The following is a 16,930-nucleotide window of genomic DNA, read 5'->3' as shown; positions in this document are numbered from 1 at the left end:
CCGCAATCAATCAACGCTGCTTATAAAATCAGCTTCTCAATTATTTTAAAATATTCTTATGAAACCCATAAAAAAGGTGTTAAGGCTTTGTGCCCTGATTCTTTTTCTTATGCTGGCTTTGGCTGGCATAGGCCTGTACGGCGTCCCCCCAATTTTAACCAAAGACCGAAAATTATTTGCAGATACCGAACAAAACGAAACCAGAGGTTCGGAAGAAAATGAAACAGAATATTTAAAATTTAGCAAAATGGATTAATAACAGTCTATATAATAGCGATAGTGCTACATTAGGGTATGCAAAAATATTATCTGCTTATTATTTTGTTCTGGGCCGGCCTGGGAGTTTCGGCCATTAGTCCGCACGATTATTTTACCTGGATACTGGAAGTCTTTCCTGAAATTGCAGGCTTTTTCATATTGCTTATTACTTTTAGAAAATTCAGGTTCAGCTACCTTACGTATTGCTTTATCCTTATACAATGTTACATCCTATTTGTCGGAGGTCACTATACCTATGCCCAGGTGCCCGCATTTAACTGGGTTCGCGATATGTTGCATCAAACCCGGAACAACTATGATAAGCTTGGGCATTTTGCGCAAGGCTTTGTACCGGCTTAATTGTTCGTGAAGTCTTGATAAGAAAGCAAGTAGTTCGTGGAAAAGGCTGGATGGCTTTTCTCACGGTTACCGTCTGCATGGCGATCAGTATGTGCTATGAGTTTCTTGAGTGGTTTGTATCCGTTGTGTCCGGCTCCGCCGGTGATTCATTCCTGGGGACGCAGGGTGATGTTTGGAATACGCAGCCGGATATGCTTTTTGCCACTATTGGCGATATGCATGATTATATTCATGTCGGGAATCCAAAATAAGCACATTGCCAAATTGAAGGACCGTTGAGCGAAAACTGTCTGCCTTAATGGTTTTAAACGAGCTTTTCAAATAAAGTTGCGGTTGCAAAGCCAATATCTTAGTTTTATATAATTAACTGACCAAAATCCACAGAACTAAAAGAACATGAAACACAACTACTTTAAACCCGTTTTAGCGGTTTTGATGTTGGCCTCCGCAAGCTTATACGCACAGGAGAACGTTGATACCGCCGTATTCGGCAAAATTCGCAGGGCCGAAATGTCGAATTCACATATCCCGATGATCGCTCATTATATTACCGATGTTGCCGGGCCAAGGCTTACCAATTCACCTGGATATAAACGAGCTGGTATGTGGGCTGTTGAAACCATGAAAAAATGGGGGATGAAAAATACCGCCATGGAGCCCTGGGGCGATTTCGGCAAAGGCTGGGAAATACAGGACTTCAGCATTTCATTTAAGTCGCCTTATTCGCAATCGATTATCGCTTATCCTGAACCATGGACAGGCAACACTAACGGACCGGTTAGCGGCGGCGTGGTGATTTTACCACAGGCAAATGCTATGGATACCGCCTACATCATTAAGCATTCTGCTGACTTTAAGGGAAAGTTTGTACTGATCGCCGGTAAGGCGCCAGCATACGATGCCGATTTTAAACCATCTGCCGAGCGGTTGTCTGATACTGCATTGGCCAATATGAAAGATACTTATATGCTCAGCCGCCAGGTACTGGAAGGCTACCTTAAATTTTTTAAGGTGATCGCCAGGGTTCCGGAGCTTATCAAACAAGCAGGTGCATTGGCTATTCTTACCAGTGGTAATGAAAATCGAAACGGTACCGTGTTTGTTCAGGGTCTTATTGGCTACAAAACCAATACAGAGGCAAGCGTGGTTAAAGTGGCAATCTCATCAGAAGACGGACAGCGTATAAAAAGACTGGTTGAATCGGGCCAGAATGTTGAGCTGAACCTGAATGTTAAAGGTAAATTTTACGATGCGGACACGAAGGGATACAACGTAGTGGGCGAAATCCCGGGCACGGATCCCAAGCTAAAATCGCAGCTGGTAATGCTTGGGGGCCATATGGATGCCTGGGCGTCATCAACCGGCGCTACCGATAACGGAGCAGGTTGTATTGTGATGCTGGAAGCTGTTCGGTTGCTGGATTCGCTTGGTTTAAAACCCAAACGTACTATCCGGATCGCTTTGTGGGGCGGCGAAGAACAGGGGCTTTTAGGCTCATACGGCTATGTAAAAAATCACTTCAGGGGAACCGACATGGTGTTAAAGCCTGAAGCTGCTAAGGTGTCTGCATATTTTAACCTCGATAACGGAACCGGCAAAATCAGGGGCATATTTGCACAAGGCAACACGGCAATTAAACCCGTATTTGAACAGTGGTTTAAACCGTTTGCCGATTTGGGCGCCAGCACTGTAACTCTTGCCAACACAGGCTCAACCGACCACCTGTCGTTTGACTGGGCAGGTATCCCGGGATTCCAGTTTATACAGGACCCTATTGATTATGAGACGCGTACACACCACAGCAACATGGACAATTACGACCATTTAAAAATCGAAGACCTTAAACAAGCGGCTATTATTGTAGCTTCTTTTGTGTATCAAACCAGCGTAAGGCCCGATATGATGCCACGTAAGCCGGCAGAAAAAGGCACTTTCGTGTTTGACGGTTTATAACATTATTTAACTTAGTATCAAAGCCGTTCTGTTTACAGGGCGGCTTTTTGCTTTTGAGATAAAAAATAAAAATCAGTTTTGGAAATATCACTGTAGCGCAATTCATTTTTACTTCGTAATGCCATTATAAACTTACTTTCTGATTATAGATTATGAAAAACTTTAAAAACATTTCAAAAGGATTAGTGGCAAGGATTGGTGCAGTATGCATATTATCCATGGCTTTAACATCGTGCATAAAAAATCACGATACTACCCCGCCGCCGCCGGTAGCGCTGCTGAGTGTTATCCAGGATTCACCCGGGCAGCAGCCGCTTAATTTTACGCTTAATGGCAGCCGGGTAAACAACAATTCAATAGTTTATGGCAGCGGACTGGATTATTTCAGAGCTTATGCGGGAAAAAGAACAGCGGCATTTACCCAAACCGGCGGAACCGTTGTTAAATCAGATACCATAACGCTGGAGCAGAACCTGGCTTACTCACTTTGCCTGGTAAACAAAGCCGCAACCCCGGAGTTCCTGCTGTTGCATGATGCTATTACACAGCCCTCCTCGGGTAATGCAAACCTGCGCTTTGTTAACCTCAGCCCAGACAACGGAGCTGTTGACCTGGCCGTGAAAGATGGTGCGGTTCTGGTAGCAAACAAACCTTTTAAAGGTTATTCGGATTTTGCTTCCCTGGAAGGAAAGAACTATACTTTTGAGATAAGAAAAGCAGGTACTGCCACCGTCCTGGCCACCTTATCGAACAAAACTATCGCCCCTGGCCTGGTATACACTATTTATTTCCGCGGATTGGCAGGAGCTACAGATGGCAATGCCCCAACCGGAGATTTGATAATTAACGCCATATACTAGTCACCAGCCTGCAACTACTAGAACAACGAGGCTGCTTTTTGGGTAGCCTCGTTGTTTTTTTGATAAGTAGCACAGGCCGTCCCGTTTTCGGTGAAGCAAATGAAGGAGGCTTACCGGGCTGATCACCGGGTCATAAATAGCAAACTGCAAAAACCTCACAACCAACTATTTAGCCTGACTGCTTTATCAAAGCATATTGTTATTGTATCTTCTCAACCACAACAGCTGTTCCGTAAGCTAATACTTCGGTTACGCCATTCATAACTTCATTAGCGTCATACCGCATATTAATTACTGCGTTGGCCCCGTGCTGCTGAGCATGTTGCATCATTAGTTGATACGCTTCCTCGCGTGCTGTTTCACATAATTCGGTGTAAATGGTATTCTGACCGCCCACCAACGTTTGTAAGCCACCTAATACATTGCCGCCTATGCCGCGGGAGCGAACAGTAATACCCCTGATAATGCCAAGATGCTGGGTAATTTTGTATCCTTCCAAATGAGTGCTTGTTGTTACTAACATATTCTTCTGTTTTATTATTGGATGCCTTCCCCGGCGATTTGTTTCTAAAGACTACCTTTTTTTATTTGTTCAGCGGCATAGTTAGCCGCCCTGGCAGTAATAGCCATGAAAGTAAGCGACGGATTTTGTGTACCTGTTGAGGTCATGCAGGCGCCATCAGTTACAAAAACGTTGGTGCAGGCATGTAACTGGTTCCACTTGTTAAGCAGGGATGTTTTAGGGTCATGCCCCATACGCACGCCGCCAACCTCATGAATATCAAGGCCAGGAGCCTGTTTGCTATCGTTCGGACTAATGTTTTTACATCCTGCCTTTTCCAGCATTTCAGCCCCCTGCTGTAAAAAGTCTTTCAGCGATTTTTCGTCATTGTCGTCATAATCCACTGACACGGCAAGCAGCGGAATACCCCATTCATCTTTCTTGTCCTTGCTTAAATAAACCAGGTTACTGGCTTTCGGGATAGTTTCGCCCTGCATCATCATATAAACGCCCCAGTTACCCGCTTCCGAAATAGCATCCTTATAGTCTGCGCCGATTTGGCTGCCAGGTGTATAATGCCCCCAGCCACCGCGGGTAGCGGTATAAAATACCATATAACCACGCAAAAAGTCGGTTTCCTGTTTATGTACGTTCCTGAAGTTAGGCATCATTACAGCCGTCGGCCTGCGCCCATAGTAATATGTATCTTCGTAGCCTTCCATGCGCGCGGTTAATGAACCGCGGTAATTCTGGAATGCTATATATTTGCCCAACAATCCATTATCATTTCCAATACCTTGCGGGAAACGCGACGATGTTGAATTAAGCAATATTAAGTTTGTATTGAGGCAAGCCGCATTCACAAAAATTATCCGGGCAAAGTATTCAGTTGCCTGTTTCGAATGCGCATCTATCACTCTTACCCCTGTAGCCTTCCCTTTCTTTTCGTCATAAATAATTGAATGGACTACAGAATTTGGCAAAACAGTGAGATTGCCGGTTTTAGCAGCCGTGGGTAATGTTGACGAGTTGGAGCTAAAATATCCGCCAAAGGGACAGCCGCGCTGGCAAAGATTACGCGCCTGGCACTGCCCCCTGCCTTGTTGTAAATGCACCTCTTTGGGTTTGGTGAGATGGGCGCAACGTCCGATTATGACGTTTCGGTCCTTGTAGTTGTTCATGATGCGTTGTTGCATCACTTTTTCTACTACGTTCATTTCCCACGGCGGCAAAAATTCACCGTCGGGTAAAGTATCTAACCCATCGTTGTTTCCGCTGATTCCCGCAAAACGTTCCACATAGCTATACCATGGCGCCAAATCATCATAGCGTATTGGCCAGTCAACAGCGAACCCGTCACGAGCGGGGCCTTCAAAATCATATTTGCTCCAGCGCTGGGTTTGCCTCGCCCACAATAACGACTTTCCGCCAACCTGGTAACCTCGTATCCAGTCGAAAGGCTTTTGCTGGATGTAGGGATGATCAGTATCTTTTACAAAAAAGTGCTCGGTACTTTCGTCATACGCGTAACAACGGTTAACTACCGGGTTTTCCTGTTTGTTTTTTATAGGGATATCGCCATGATGTTTAAAATCCCATGGATTTTTAGTGGCGGTAGGGTAATCTTTTAAATGTTCTACCTTTTTGCCACGTTCCAGCACCAGTGTTTTTAAACCGGCTTCGCACAGTTCTTTAGCGGCCCAGCCGCCACTTATTCCCGAACCGATAACAATGGCATCGTAAGTATGATTTGAATTGGCAGTATAATTAAATCCGGCAGTTGAAGACATAAACAAACATTAAATAATTGGATTACTAAAAATAAAAAAATATTCCTGTAGGCTACCGTAATATCCAAACAATTGAAAAAAAAGCTCAAAAACAAAACAGCGCAGGCTTGTGACCTGCGCTGCTTTGTTTTCAATAAAATGCGATATTATAATTTCAATCCGGCAAGATAAGCGAGGCTCTGAGGAACCTGCGCCTGTACGTTGTCGCTTTCATCCTCAAGGTAATAATGTAATATACCAGCTGCTTTTGCGGCTGCCAGGCAATCTGCAACATTTATCTGGCCTGTTCCTAAAACAACACTATTTTCAGGGGATGTTGTTCCCGACAAATCTCCGGTCACACCTTTTTTAAGGTCTTTTATATGTATGAGCTTAAAACGGCTGGTGTATTTGTCAATAATTGCAGCAGGCTCCTGTCCGGGGAAGTAAGCCCAGAAAATATCCATTTCGAAGCTTACATAGCTTGGGTCGGTTTGTTCCACCAGGAAATCGAACAAAGTACCATTTCGGAATGGCTCATATTCAAAGCCATGATTATGGTAAACCAGGTTTAAGCTGTATTTATCCAGGAGTATTTTACCAACTTTATTAAAATCGTCGATACCTTTTTGTGCATCCTGCTCGGTAAATGGCCCTTTATGAGGAATGTTTGAAACCCTCACAAATGTAGCGCCGAGCGTTTTGGCATCCTTTGCTACCTGATCAGTTTTACCAACAAGGTCCTCATAGCTCACGCCGTATGAAGAACATTTTATGCCGCGGGCATCCATCAACGTCTTCATTTCAGTAGCCGTTTTACCAAACAGGCTTGAAAGTTCTAAATCGGTAAAACCGGCTGCCTTGATCATATCAAGAGCAGCAGCAGGGTCTTTTTCAAAAGCCTTGCGGTAGGTGTAAGAAACCACACCTGGTTTTTGCGGCGTGGATGTTTGGGCAAAACTGCCTTGCGCCACTAAGCAGAAAATCACAGCTGCTGCGGCAAATTTAATGTGCTTTATAAAATTAGTTGTCATACGATAATTAAATAGGCCGTAAACATACTAAATAACTGTTTATTATGCCTTTTAAAATCGTATTTAATAAATTTGATGATGCTAAAGGTAAGCGAACTATACATTTATCCTATCAAATCATTGGCCGGCATACCGGTAAAAAAAGCTTTTGTAACATCCCGCGGCTTGGGGCACGACCGGCGTTGGCTGTTAGTTGATGAGAACAATTGCTTCATAACCCAACGCGAGCATCACCAGATGGCTTTATTGCAGGTTGCAATCGAAAATGATGGTTTAAGGGTAACGCATAAAGTCAACAACAAATCAATATTCATACCTTTTTATACACCTGGTACAGGTCATGAACAAGTCATGGTAACCATTTGGGATGATAACTGCATTGCGGAATTAGTAAGCGCTGAGGCCGACAAATGGTTTACCGAAATGCTGGGTATAAAATGCAGGTTAGTTTACATGCCTGACAGTACGCACCGTATGGTTGATCAACGTTATGCTAAGGAGGATTCGATCACTTCATTTGCAGATGCTTATCCATTCCTGCTAGTCGGGCAAGCGTCGCTGGATAACCTGAACTCCAGGCTTACTGAGGCATTGCCTATGAATCGCTTTAGGCCTAATATAGTTTTTACCGGCGGCGAACCGTTTGGTGAAGATCTGTACGGTCATTTTACAATCAACAACATCAATTTTTATGGTGTTAAGCTTTGTGCCCGCTGCATAATGACGACGGTAGACCAGGATACTGCCATAACGGGCAAAGAGCCGTTAAAAACACTGGCTAAATACCGGTTCAAAAATAACAAGATCCTATTCGGGCAAAATTTGATTCATAAGGGCGAAGGCGGGATTGCAGTTGGTGATGAATTGATTGTCTTGCAAAAAAATGTCGATGAGCGTTTTTTGGTTTAAAATCAAAAAATTATTGCGAGCTGCAAAGCAACCTTACTTACTATGCATGCATTACATTTTATCTCCATTAAATAAAATGTTATCTTTACAACAAGCATCACTGTAAATTCAGCGTTAAGGCAACACAAAATCTTTTATCTATCTTTGTAAGCGACACCGTAAATATGTTATCGAAAAAAACAAAGTATGCCATCAAGGCACTTGTGGTACTGGGAAAGAATACAGACAAACCACCGATGCAAATCTCCAAAATAGCGGAGGAAGAACGCATACCAAAGAAGTTTCTTGAACAAATACTGCTCGACCTGCGCAACGCTGGCTTTCTATATAGTAAAAAAGGGGCCGGTGGCGGATATAGTCTTAACAGGGATCCTAAAGAAATATTCCTGGTACAGATAATGCGCATTACAGATGGGCCTATAGCTATGGTACCCTGCGCCAGTTTAAATTTTTATCATAAATGTGACGAGTGCCACCAGGAAACGACCTGCGGCATTCGCGACGTATTTATCGAAGTGCGTGATGCTACGCTTAAAATACTTTCTGAAACCAGTATCGCCGACGTCATTAGCCGGGAAAGCACCCTATTGAGCGTTTAATCTGCTATGCTGATTTAATTTAAGTGTCTCAACAAAGGCTGGGGACTCTTTTTATTAATATTTATTTCAGTGCTATTTCATAACGCTGTTCTTTTAACAGTTTGCCAAAAGCCGCCGATTCAACCTCATCCGTCAAGAGAAAACCTAATTTCTTATAAATGCTTATCGCAGTCTCTTGTTCATTGGTCGTCCATAAATAGCAAGACTTATAGCCCCGGGCTTTAAGAAAATCCATGAACAAAAAGGTAAGCTTCTTACCCAGCCCAATACCCCTGTAGCCTGGATCGAGCAGAAAATAACGCAACTGCGCTGCATTATTTTCCCGATGCATTAAAAGCAAAAAGCCAACCGTTCGTTCATTATGCTCAGCCAGCCATACACTGTCCAATTCAGCATCATAATTTTGACAGAACTCATAGAAGCCCTTTGCAACATATGCTTCGAAACTAAGTCCGAAGTTGTTTTCTTTGCTGTATATCACGCCATGCATCCAGGTAATATAGCCAATATCGCCCGGCCGTAGTTCAGTACGGATTTGTATATCATTGATATTAACATTCATTTTTTACAACCGTTTTTGTTAATATATTACGGATGGCATCCATATGCCCGATTAGGCTGGCCGCATCAGCATCGCCAACTGACGATAATAAGTGAGCCGCTTGTTGCTGCGCAGCTGCATTCAGGCCTGTAAAAATTTTCTCTCCCTGCGGAGAAAGCTGAAGGAAGAAAGCCCTCTTATCGGTCGCCGATTGCTTTTTTATGATCAGCTTTTTCTTTTCAAATGTCCGCAGTATCCGGCTGAGGTATCCTTTATCAAGATGGAGCAACTGGATCAGGGCTGTTGCTGTAATTTCGCCGACGTTATTAGCTAGTTCATATAAAACGCGCACTTCGGTAAGTGAAAAGTTACTATCAAGGTATTGCTTATCCAACAAACCCATTACGGAAGTGTAAAACCGGTTAAATAACCGCAAACGCTCTATATATTCTGTATTCATCAGGTAAATATAATGAATAGTTGACAAAATCAACTATATAGAGAGAAAATGGCCCCATTAGCATGTAAGTCTACAGACCTGCATACAAAATAGTTCTCAGTCAAACAGGCATTATTGAAAATTCACGGTGTAACGCAGCGACGCCCTGAAATAGGGGTATTTACTGTTGATGGTAGGATGCTGGTTGTAATAAGAATTGAGTATCAGGTAGCCTGGCTCTGCTGCAAGTTCCAGGCTCTTATTGATGTGGTAGCCAAATTCTGATGACAGGGTATGCAGAAAATAGTGCGATGCACTGCCATTTAACGTAACAAGCCAGCCGCCGCGGTAATTAAGATTATAAAACAATTTATTAGCAAAATTGATTCCGCCCGAAAGATTATATGCAGCTCCCGAGCCGTAATCATAGTTCCGGCCGCGTGTAAAATAACGGTCCGGCACGGCGCCCAATATCAACGCCCCTCCCCCTACCTGGGTATTAATGGTGATTTTCTTTGATATGTCAAACTCCGACAGAACGTTTATTCTTAAGCTTTGTGCCCCATAAAAAAAAGCGACGTTCCGGACGTAGTCATAGTTGGCGGATAGCACCGCAAGATGTTCCTGCTTTTCAGTTGAGGCGATCTCCCAGCCGGCCAGCGATCCATAAACAGTTACCACGTTGATACGGGTACTATCATCTTTGCCGAATTCAGCGTTAACGGAAATATTGCTGAATGGAACCCTGTAATTTTCATAAGGCGTTCCATACAGCAGTTTAATGTGTCCGAACCACCCGGATTGTGCGTTGTGCAGACCGTTATTAAATGTGCGTATGCCCAGGCCGAACTCAGCATATATTTTTGACGAATCCCTTTCTGTGGAATTCCCACTCACTTTACCCCATTTTCCGGTTGTGATCCGGTGCAGTCCGTTCATTGGATTTACCAGGAAGGCAAACACTTCATCCACCTGCCTTTTAAAACCACGGGTGCGATTATTTACTATCTTATTCGACAGACGGTAAGTCATCTCGCCTAAAATGATGCCGCCGTAGCTTGTATTGATAAAATCATTTGGAGCAGGCGCCTGGTTTTCGGCGAAGGTTTCCCACAGATAACTCCCTGCAAAAGCAGCGGGCGCAGCCTGCCAAAAAGAATACCCGTTTACCCTGAATGCACTGTAAAAATTACTGCCATGGTATGGGTGGCCAAACTGATTGGTTTGAAACTCGTCGTTATCAAATTCCCAATGGGCAGGATTAATATTATGCCCAACCGTTTTCCAGGAAATACGGGCGTAATCTTTTTGGGTAACGTACCTGTCAAATAGCCAGGGTGTAACCTCCGCGATACCGAGAAACAAAGCAGCACGGCCGAAATGATGTGTGCGCTCCCTGGGTGTATAAAAAAGCTTTGCTTTTGCCAGGCTATCGGCTTCCCTTTGCTGTTTACGGTCAACTTCTATCTGGCCAAAAAGGCTTTTCGGAAAAATAAAGGCAACGCATAGTAAAACAAAAAAATATTTTGCGGGGAGCAGATGAGTACAGGTTGGGCGCATAGTGACTAGTTAAGTAATCCGGGTACGTTGCTAAGCTTAATTAACTGCAAAAGGCGCAGGAAGGTTTTAATAAAAAATCACAGCAGAGTAATTTTGGATTTTAAATGAAAAAATTCTTTATGCCCAAAATGCTATCGGCATATTAAGGTTTTTTTTTATTCCAATAATACACTAAGCCTTTATTTAACCAGCAATTTATCCATCCAGGCTACTGATCCAGGGAAACCTTTTATCAGTGGCGGGACCCATGAGGCAGCTATAATGTTCGCAACGCCACAGATTCGTGATTTCACGATTTATTTCCAACAAAATCAAAATAAAAAAGAGTTTCTCTACCGGCAAAACACTTGGAATTCGTATCAAAACAACTATTCAGAATAAAATAAAATCATTGATTATTAACTATTTATAATATAAAGCAAATTATTTACCCGGTTTATAAAACCGCAATAATACAAACCACCGTAAATGGAGCAACTGTCAAAACAAAGTCATTAACATCTTGCACACTTAATCATCACAGCTATGAAGAAAATTAAAAAAATTGCACTGTGGACAGGCGGAACCATTCTGCTGCTCACACTCGTCCTTGCGGCTCACATTTATTATGTTTACCGGCCCAAAGCGGACAAATACACTAAGGTCATGGCCCGAATAGATGTCAGGCAGCAGCTGACTCAAGACGACGCGGACAAAATAGCAGCCTGGATGTATCACCAGCAGGGAATTGACCATGTATTAGTTAACCCGCAAACCAACATCGTCATATTCACTTTTTATCCATTGAAAACCACCGGCGATAAAATTACTGCTGATTTTAAAAGCGCCTTTGCCTATCCTGCTGAAAGATTTAAACCAAGTCAGCAAAGCTTAAACAGCGGTTGCCCCGTAGCCGCAACTGCCTTCACTTACAAAGTATACAAATTTATAGCACAAATTATCTAACAAAAAACAACAAATGAAGAATCTCACCCTGTTATTTGCGGCGATGGTAGCCATGGCTGTAACCCTTTCACTTAACTCATGCAGCAACAAAAAAGACAATGTAACGCCTGTAAAGGCCACTTTGTACGACTCGCTGGGCGGCACAGTTATGGTTAACGACCCGGCTCATTCCGGCACGATGATTGAAAAAGGCCGTTTGGGCATCCGGTCAGTTATTGACAGCACCATTTTTGTAATTGCCGCCGACACACGGATTAATGGTCATTTCACTGTTTTGCTTAGCGAAGTTACCGCAGGGAACCTTACTGGCTTTACCGAGCTTAGTAAAAACCTTACCGACTTTGTGGCCGTTGGTACCGGAGCAAAAAATTACACCTATACTGGCATGGATATGACTGCTGCTCATGATCCGGCGCAAAATCCGCGCATGAACGGTAAAGCCAGCAGTGCCGATTTTGATGCCTTTGTGGACGACGTAGTTAAAGGCGCTAACAAGAACGGACTGCCGGCAAACCTGATTGGCTCACTTGGGAAAATCATAGTTAGTTTAAAAGCCCAGGTTGTTCAGAAATAAGGTTTACACTTTAGTTAGCCCGGGAATACCGGGCTAATTTTACAGAATAATTATCACATTTTGTTAATCTGACCCCAAGGCTATAAGCCGTCTTTTCAACCAAAATTCCTGTAATCTTAATAAAAACAATTAACTGCCATGAATGGCGCAAATGACATTTCCCATTTCTTTGCTATCGGTATTAATTACAAAAAAACCGACGCTGCATTGCGCGGCCAATTCGCCATTAGCAAAGACGGATATGAGGCGATTTTGAATCAAACTAAAGATCACGATACCGGTAGTCTGTTTGTGCTTTCTACTTGTAACCGTACCGAGATTTATGGTTTTGCAGAGCGGCAACAGGACTTAATCGATTTGTTATGCACGCAAATTGCCGGTTCAAAACAAACCTTTACTGCACTGGCGTATACAAAAACCGGTACTGACGCGATCGAACATTTATTCAATGTAGCCGCAGGGCTTGATTCCCAAATATTAGGCGATTATGAGATAACCGGACAGCTTAAACAAGCCGTTAAGTTTGCCAGAGACCGGGGGCATATCAATTGTTTTATGGAACGTTTATTTAATTGCGTTCTGCAGGCCTCAAAAAGTATTAAAAATGAAACACATTTGAGCAGCGGCTCTGTTTCAGTTTCGTTTGCAGCGACAGATTTTATCAGGAAGCATGTAAATGTTACAGCGGATACTAGGATACTGCTCATTGGCACAGGAAAGATTGGCCGAAATGCCTGCAAAAACCTTGTTGACTATCTGCCAACCCGCAATATTACACTGCTCAACCGATCCCATGAAAAAGCTATTGAGCTGGCCAATGAATTAAAGCTTGAACATGCTGCTTTTAATCAACTTGACCGGGAATTGGCCCGCGCAGATATCATAGTGGTGTCTTCAAGTGCCGAACAACCTATAGTGCTTGCATCACAATTAAAAAACAAGGGCAAGAAGCTTATCATCGATCTTTCTGTCCCATGTAATGTTGAAATCCAGGCGGGGCAGCTACCGAACGTCTCACTTGTTAATATTGATATAATTTCACGCATTAATGACGAAACCCTAAAAATCCGCGAAGCAGAGCTTCCAAAAGCAAGAGCTATTATTACGAACCAACTAAACTTATTCCTGGATTGGTGCAGCACGCGAAGAAATGCGCCCGCTTTAAATGCTATTAAAGTCAATCTCCATCAATTGTCCGCTCATGGTCAATTGCCAGTTGCAGACGCATGTCAACCCGGCAATATTATCGAGCGAAAGATTCAGCAAATTGTTAACGTCGCCGCCGTTAAGATGCGTTCGAACGGCCAATACGGCTGTCACCACCTCGAAGCTTTGAATGAATTTATGCGGATAGCTGTCTGATGATCAGTTATTCGGTAATGGCCAGTGAAAGCACAAGCCATAGCCGTCAGGATCTTTAAGATGAATAGCTTTCCAGTTGTATTTGGTAATACCAGGTTTATCTAATTCTACACCGTGACTTTTCAAATGTTCGTACAACGCGTCAGTGTCCGGACAACCAAAATACAACCAGGTATCGGCATGCATGGCAAGTCGGTTTGCGTCTGGCTTTTTCGGCCGGTTCTCCATCTCATAGGCGGTATTCAGCATCAGTTCGGTTGTATTAAGCTTTAGCAGCACCCAATCCGCAGTATCATTCTGTCCGGATGACAATACCACCTTAAATCCTAAAATATCGCGATAGAATTTAAGCGAAGCCGGCATATCAAAAACATATAAAAGTGGCGCCAAGCCTTCTATTTTTATATCCTGTGACATATTTTTACTATTTAGCCGACTGTATTTCTATTTCCGTTACCATTCGTACACATCGTGCAGGCTTCTTTTCATTCTGAACAATAATTCTAAACGGGCCCTCTGCGGGCCCTAATGGTTTGCCATCAACTTGCGACGCCAGAATAATTATCCGATCCGTAAAATCTTTATCAAGTTCCCCAAGTGAAAAAACTACCCGGTAACCATCGCTTGCTTTTACCAGCGCATATTTCCCCAAGTTCTTCCCTCGCAAATCTTTGCCAAGAGGTGCCCCAGCTTTTTGCAGGACTTCCGAAAGCAAAACGCCGGTATATACATGTTCTTTACCGTCGTGGTCTTTTCGCTTCACCTCAGCTTGCGTAAATCCCTGCAAATTAGCGCTATTTAAATTAAGCGGTGTAACAACTTCACCTTTTACCTTAACATTGGTTTCCATATTCTGGGCATACAGCCTTGTCATGGCAGGGCTTGCCGAAAATATTATAAACGCGAGCAGCATTAGTTTAAACTTGTTCATAGAGTCTATCAAACATTGACACAAACCGTTGTGTAAGGAAATTCCAGTTTCACCGTTGTACCTACACCAGGTTCGCTTTCAACAAATATTTCCCCGCCAAGATTTTCAACCTGCATTTTTGTGATAAATAGGCCTATCCCCTTGCCCGGTACATTTTTGTCAATTTTTTTATACAGCGCAAAAATATCCTTCAAGTATTTTCGCTCTATGCCTTTGCCATTGTCTTTAAATATTATTTCAAGTAAATCGTTGTTCCTCTTTGTGACTATTGAAATAACGGGATCAATTTCTGCACGCCGGTTGTTTACACTATTGGTTAACAGGTTATAAAATATGCTGTGCATATAGCTTTTTATACCGAAAATATTATCTACAGCACCAAAGTCGGTATTTATTTTAACATTTTCAGCCCTTATCAAATCATCAATAAGGCGAACCACATCCTCCGTCAACGCCTTTAACGAAATTTCTTCGCCCTTCTTATTGACGTTATTATTCACATCCATAATCTGGTTTAGGTCATTGATAGTATTGTCGAGGATATTTACCGAATCAGAAAGGGCGATTGTGATTTCCCGGCTTTCGCCAGCATTAAGGTCAAAGCTGTTCAATATATTTAATAAACCCATTATGTTAGCTACAGGCGCGCGCAGGTTATGCGAAACTATATGAGTAAATTGCTCCAGGTCTTTATTCCGTTTTACCAGGTCGGCTGTAATTTTATCGCGTTCAATATCCGAAAGTTTCCGGCGGGTTATATCCTTAAAAGCTAATATGAAACCAATATTCATACCGTTTTTATCAGCGACTCCGACCCATCGTACATCATACCACTTAACCATTCCCTCACCAAGCGTATAACTGGTTTCATAGGCAACCATTCCGTTGTTCAATATCTGCTTTATGGCTTTTTTAACATTCGGAATTTTGTTTTTTGGAAAAAAGCCAAAGCCGTTACCGCCGGTTCTCAATGACTTGCCTGTTTGTTCCACGCAAAGCTCATTGGCCTTTGAGTTAAAAGAGATTATTTTGTGTTCGGCGTTACAGAGTACATAGGCAACATCTGTATTTTCGAAAATTGTACGGAGGTTCGCCTCAGATTGCTGCATTGCTTCTTCGGCCTTTTTCCTGTCCGTAACATCAATGTGCAGCACCACCGCGCCCTTCCTGGCTTTATCGGTTAGCGGCGTAACAATCAGGTGGAACCATGTTGCTCTTTTATTTATGAGGCATGAATATTCTAAGGAGAACTCCCGGGTCGTGCCGGCAATTACGTCTCTAATACCTTTTCCAATTTCGATGCTTGTCTGTTGATCTACACCGGTTGCCTTTTCAGATATTACCTGGTAACTGTAATCCTGGCCATATTTGGGGATACCCAAGTTATTGGCGATGGTAAACTTCCGCCAGGATTCATTAACAGCTATTATCTTGCCCAGCTCATTCAGCAGCACTATACTCGGCGGCAGCGCATTTAATATCGAGGATTGCCTTTCGCTGGCAGACTTCAACTCCTCGACATGCCGCTGTATCTCCAGCTGATCAAGCTTCGACTTGGTGATATCCTGGTTAAAACCGATAATAAATGCAGGTTTGCCATTTTCATCCATCTCAAATTCAAATTGGCTCCTCATATACCTGATGCTATTATCTTTATTTAAGATACGGCATTCACCCTGTGCCGGTGTTCCTTTGGCCACCGCGCTCTTAAAGCTCTGCTCCACTTCAATCTTGTCGTCGGGATGAATGTTTTTTAAAAAATTTTGGTAGGATGGTATTACTTCATTTTGCTCATAACCAAGCAGTCTATAAGTGCCGGCCGACCAATCAATAATATTATTGACCAAATCAACCTTCCAGGTACCAAATTCGGCAATCGCTTCAGCTTTTGTAAATAAAGCCTCACTAGCAACCACCTTGTTGAAAAAAACTTGTTTGTCTCTCTCCGACTGATATCTTTTTATGGCGTTGACAATAGCATTCGGCAGGCGCTGCAATCTGTCTTTTAGTATGTAGTCCGATGCTCCTTCCTTAATTATATTTACAGCAAACTCTTCAGAAATAGTGGATGTAATAAGGATAAAGGGTACATCAATTTTTTTTTCCTTCAGAATCTTCAATGCTGCCAGAGAATTAAACGATGGCAGAGAATGGTCTGATAAAATAATATCCGGACCGAATTCTGTAACTGTCTTTACGAATGCAGCCTCATTATCAACAACCTTACTTTCAAAAACTATACCTCCTTTTCTTAAAGCCCTTTCAACTAATTCTGCATCGCTTGCTATATCTTCAAGGTGTAGTATCTTTAGTGCTTTTGTCATAATTTAAATA

General features: G+C 42.8%; 17 protein-coding genes and 1 pseudogene. 9 read left to right on the top strand and 9 right to left on the bottom strand.

Annotated elements, in window-relative coordinates:
* The first annotated feature begins 58 nt into the window (after positions 1-58).
* From Q3W13_RS18520 to Q3W13_RS18500, 4 genes and pseudogenes are all read left to right on the top strand, one after another.
* Positions 59-256, top strand: coding sequence for a hypothetical protein (locus tag Q3W13_RS18520; protein WP_302866315.1), 198 nt, complete (start codon positions 59-61; stop codon positions 254-256).
* Positions 257-294: 38 nt separating this feature from the next.
* Positions 295-869 (top strand): annotated as a pseudogene (locus Q3W13_RS25245) (DUF2238 domain-containing protein).
* Positions 870-1,014: 145 nt separating this feature from the next.
* Positions 1,015-2,571 (top strand): M20/M25/M40 family metallo-hydrolase, encoded by a 1,557-nt coding sequence (locus Q3W13_RS18505; protein ID WP_302866309.1) that lies wholly within the window; start codon positions 1,015-1,017, stop codon positions 2,569-2,571.
* Positions 2,572-2,723: 152 nt separating this feature from the next.
* On the top strand, positions 2,724-3,431 hold the full coding sequence (locus tag Q3W13_RS18500) for a DUF4397 domain-containing protein (RefSeq protein WP_302866307.1): 708 nt from the start codon (positions 2,724-2,726) through the stop codon (positions 3,429-3,431).
* 199 nt (positions 3,432-3,630) lie between these two features.
* Here the strand turns inward: Q3W13_RS18500 and Q3W13_RS18495 are convergent, their stop codons facing one another.
* The 3 genes from Q3W13_RS18495 to Q3W13_RS18485 form a co-directional block, all read right to left on the bottom strand.
* Positions 3,631-3,954 carry a YbjQ family protein gene (locus tag Q3W13_RS18495; RefSeq protein ID WP_302866305.1) on the bottom strand — a complete coding sequence of 108 codons (324 nt, stop codon included), beginning with the start codon at positions 3,952-3,954 and terminating at the stop codon, positions 3,631-3,633.
* Positions 3,955-3,998: 44 nt separating this feature from the next.
* Entirely contained in the window at positions 3,999-5,723 is a 1,725-nt protein-coding gene (locus Q3W13_RS18490; RefSeq protein ID WP_302866303.1) for a GMC oxidoreductase, read from the bottom strand.
* A gap of 146 nt (positions 5,724-5,869) precedes the next feature.
* Positions 5,870-6,736, bottom strand: coding sequence for a sugar phosphate isomerase/epimerase (locus Q3W13_RS18485; protein ID WP_302866302.1), 867 nt, complete (start codon positions 6,734-6,736; stop codon positions 5,870-5,872).
* A 75-nt stretch (positions 6,737-6,811) separates the two neighbouring features.
* Here Q3W13_RS18485 and Q3W13_RS18480 point away from each other — a divergent pair, with 75 nt between their 5' ends.
* A complete protein-coding gene (locus Q3W13_RS18480) occupies positions 6,812-7,645 on the top strand; it encodes an MOSC domain-containing protein (RefSeq protein ID WP_302866300.1) in 834 nt (277 codons plus the stop codon).
* A gap of 164 nt (positions 7,646-7,809) precedes the next feature.
* Complete coding sequence (locus Q3W13_RS18475; protein ID WP_302866298.1) at positions 7,810-8,244, top strand: Rrf2 family transcriptional regulator; 435 nt, start codon at positions 7,810-7,812, stop codon at positions 8,242-8,244.
* A 61-nt stretch (positions 8,245-8,305) separates the two neighbouring features.
* Here Q3W13_RS18475 and Q3W13_RS18470 read toward each other — a convergent pair whose 3' ends face one another.
* The 3 genes from Q3W13_RS18470 to Q3W13_RS18460 form a co-directional block, all read right to left on the bottom strand.
* Positions 8,306-8,806 (bottom strand): GNAT family N-acetyltransferase, encoded by a 501-nt coding sequence (locus tag Q3W13_RS18470; RefSeq protein WP_302866297.1) that lies wholly within the window; start codon positions 8,804-8,806, stop codon positions 8,306-8,308.
* Positions 8,796-9,245, bottom strand: a complete 450-nt coding sequence (locus Q3W13_RS18465; protein WP_302866295.1) for a MarR family winged helix-turn-helix transcriptional regulator — start codon at positions 9,243-9,245, stop codon at positions 8,796-8,798. Before Q3W13_RS18465 ends, Q3W13_RS18470 begins: the two co-directional genes overlap by 11 nt.
* A gap of 111 nt (positions 9,246-9,356) precedes the next feature.
* Positions 9,357-10,784 carry a DUF3943 domain-containing protein gene (locus tag Q3W13_RS18460; RefSeq protein WP_302866293.1) on the bottom strand — a complete coding sequence of 476 codons (1,428 nt, stop codon included), beginning with the start codon at positions 10,782-10,784 and terminating at the stop codon, positions 9,357-9,359.
* A gap of 525 nt (positions 10,785-11,309) precedes the next feature.
* On the opposite strand from Q3W13_RS18460, the gene Q3W13_RS18455 reads away from it, so the two are divergent.
* The 3 genes from Q3W13_RS18455 to hemA all read left to right on the top strand — a co-directional run bounded on the left by Q3W13_RS18455 (position 11,310) and on the right by hemA (position 13,665).
* Positions 11,310-11,729 (top strand): hypothetical protein, encoded by a 420-nt coding sequence (locus Q3W13_RS18455; protein WP_302866291.1) that lies wholly within the window; start codon positions 11,310-11,312, stop codon positions 11,727-11,729.
* 13 nt (positions 11,730-11,742) lie between these two features.
* Entirely contained in the window at positions 11,743-12,303 is a 561-nt protein-coding gene (locus Q3W13_RS18450; protein ID WP_302866290.1) for a hypothetical protein, read from the top strand.
* A gap of 138 nt (positions 12,304-12,441) precedes the next feature.
* Positions 12,442-13,665 (top strand): glutamyl-tRNA reductase, encoded by a 1,224-nt coding sequence (gene hemA, locus Q3W13_RS18445; RefSeq protein ID WP_302866289.1) that lies wholly within the window; start codon positions 12,442-12,444, stop codon positions 13,663-13,665.
* Between the two features lie 3 nt (positions 13,666-13,668).
* Here the strand turns inward: hemA and Q3W13_RS18440 are convergent, their stop codons facing one another.
* The 3 genes from Q3W13_RS18440 to Q3W13_RS18430 are packed head-to-tail and all read right to left on the bottom strand — an operon-like array spanning position 13,669 to position 16,920.
* Entirely contained in the window at positions 13,669-14,082 is a 414-nt protein-coding gene (locus tag Q3W13_RS18440) for a VOC family protein (protein ID WP_302866287.1), read from the bottom strand.
* A 7-nt stretch (positions 14,083-14,089) separates the two neighbouring features.
* On the bottom strand, positions 14,090-14,596 hold the full coding sequence (locus tag Q3W13_RS18435; protein WP_302866286.1) for a molybdopterin-dependent oxidoreductase: 507 nt from the start codon (positions 14,594-14,596) through the stop codon (positions 14,090-14,092).
* An 8-nt stretch (positions 14,597-14,604) separates the two neighbouring features.
* Positions 14,605-16,920 (bottom strand): PAS domain S-box protein, encoded by a 2,316-nt coding sequence (locus Q3W13_RS18430; protein ID WP_302866282.1) that lies wholly within the window; start codon positions 16,918-16,920, stop codon positions 14,605-14,607.
* Between the last annotated feature and the right edge of the window lie 10 nt (positions 16,921-16,930).

Origin of the sequence: Mucilaginibacter sp. L3T2-6, assembly GCF_030519355.1 — a bacterium.
Taxonomy (GTDB): Bacteria; Bacteroidota; Bacteroidia; order Sphingobacteriales; family Sphingobacteriaceae; genus Mucilaginibacter.
The sequence above is the reverse complement of the archived record's forward strand: the minus strand, read 5'-3'. Positions and strand labels throughout refer to the sequence as shown.

Excerpts from the sequence above, each read along its gene's own strand:
- Q3W13_RS18500 (WP_302866307.1), top strand. The coding sequence starts at position 2,724 with ATGAAAAACTTTAAAAACATTTCAAAAGGATTAGTGGCAAGGATTGGT.
- Q3W13_RS18520 (WP_302866315.1), top strand. The coding sequence starts at position 59 with ATGAAACCCATAAAAAAGGTGTTAAGGCTTTGTGCCCTGATTCTTTTT.
- Q3W13_RS18495 (WP_302866305.1), bottom strand. The coding sequence starts at position 3,954 with ATGTTAGTAACAACAAGCACTCATTTGGAAGGATACAAAATTACCCAG.
- hemA (WP_302866289.1), top strand. The coding sequence starts at position 12,442 with ATGAATGGCGCAAATGACATTTCCCATTTCTTTGCTATCGGTATTAAT.
- Q3W13_RS18470 (WP_302866297.1), bottom strand. The coding sequence starts at position 8,806 with ATGAATGTTAATATCAATGATATACAAATCCGTACTGAACTACGGCCG.
- Q3W13_RS18485 (WP_302866302.1), bottom strand. The coding sequence starts at position 6,736 with ATGACAACTAATTTTATAAAGCACATTAAATTTGCCGCAGCAGCTGTG.
- Q3W13_RS18430 (WP_302866282.1), bottom strand. The coding sequence starts at position 16,920 with ATGACAAAAGCACTAAAGATACTACACCTTGAAGATATAGCAAGCGAT.
- Q3W13_RS18455 (WP_302866291.1), top strand. The coding sequence starts at position 11,310 with ATGAAGAAAATTAAAAAAATTGCACTGTGGACAGGCGGAACCATTCTG.
- Q3W13_RS18450 (WP_302866290.1), top strand. The coding sequence starts at position 11,743 with ATGAAGAATCTCACCCTGTTATTTGCGGCGATGGTAGCCATGGCTGTA.
- Q3W13_RS18460 (WP_302866293.1), bottom strand. The coding sequence starts at position 10,784 with ATGCGCCCAACCTGTACTCATCTGCTCCCCGCAAAATATTTTTTTGTT.
- Q3W13_RS18490 (WP_302866303.1), bottom strand. The coding sequence starts at position 5,723 with ATGTCTTCAACTGCCGGATTTAATTATACTGCCAATTCAAATCATACT.
- Q3W13_RS18440 (WP_302866287.1), bottom strand. The coding sequence starts at position 14,082 with ATGTCACAGGATATAAAAATAGAAGGCTTGGCGCCACTTTTATATGTT.
- Q3W13_RS18505 (WP_302866309.1), top strand. The coding sequence starts at position 1,015 with ATGAAACACAACTACTTTAAACCCGTTTTAGCGGTTTTGATGTTGGCC.
- Q3W13_RS18475 (WP_302866298.1), top strand. The coding sequence starts at position 7,810 with ATGTTATCGAAAAAAACAAAGTATGCCATCAAGGCACTTGTGGTACTG.
- Q3W13_RS18435 (WP_302866286.1), bottom strand. The coding sequence starts at position 14,596 with ATGAACAAGTTTAAACTAATGCTGCTCGCGTTTATAATATTTTCGGCA.
- Q3W13_RS18480 (WP_302866300.1), top strand. The coding sequence starts at position 6,812 with ATGATGCTAAAGGTAAGCGAACTATACATTTATCCTATCAAATCATTG.
- Q3W13_RS18465 (WP_302866295.1), bottom strand. The coding sequence starts at position 9,245 with ATGAATACAGAATATATAGAGCGTTTGCGGTTATTTAACCGGTTTTAC.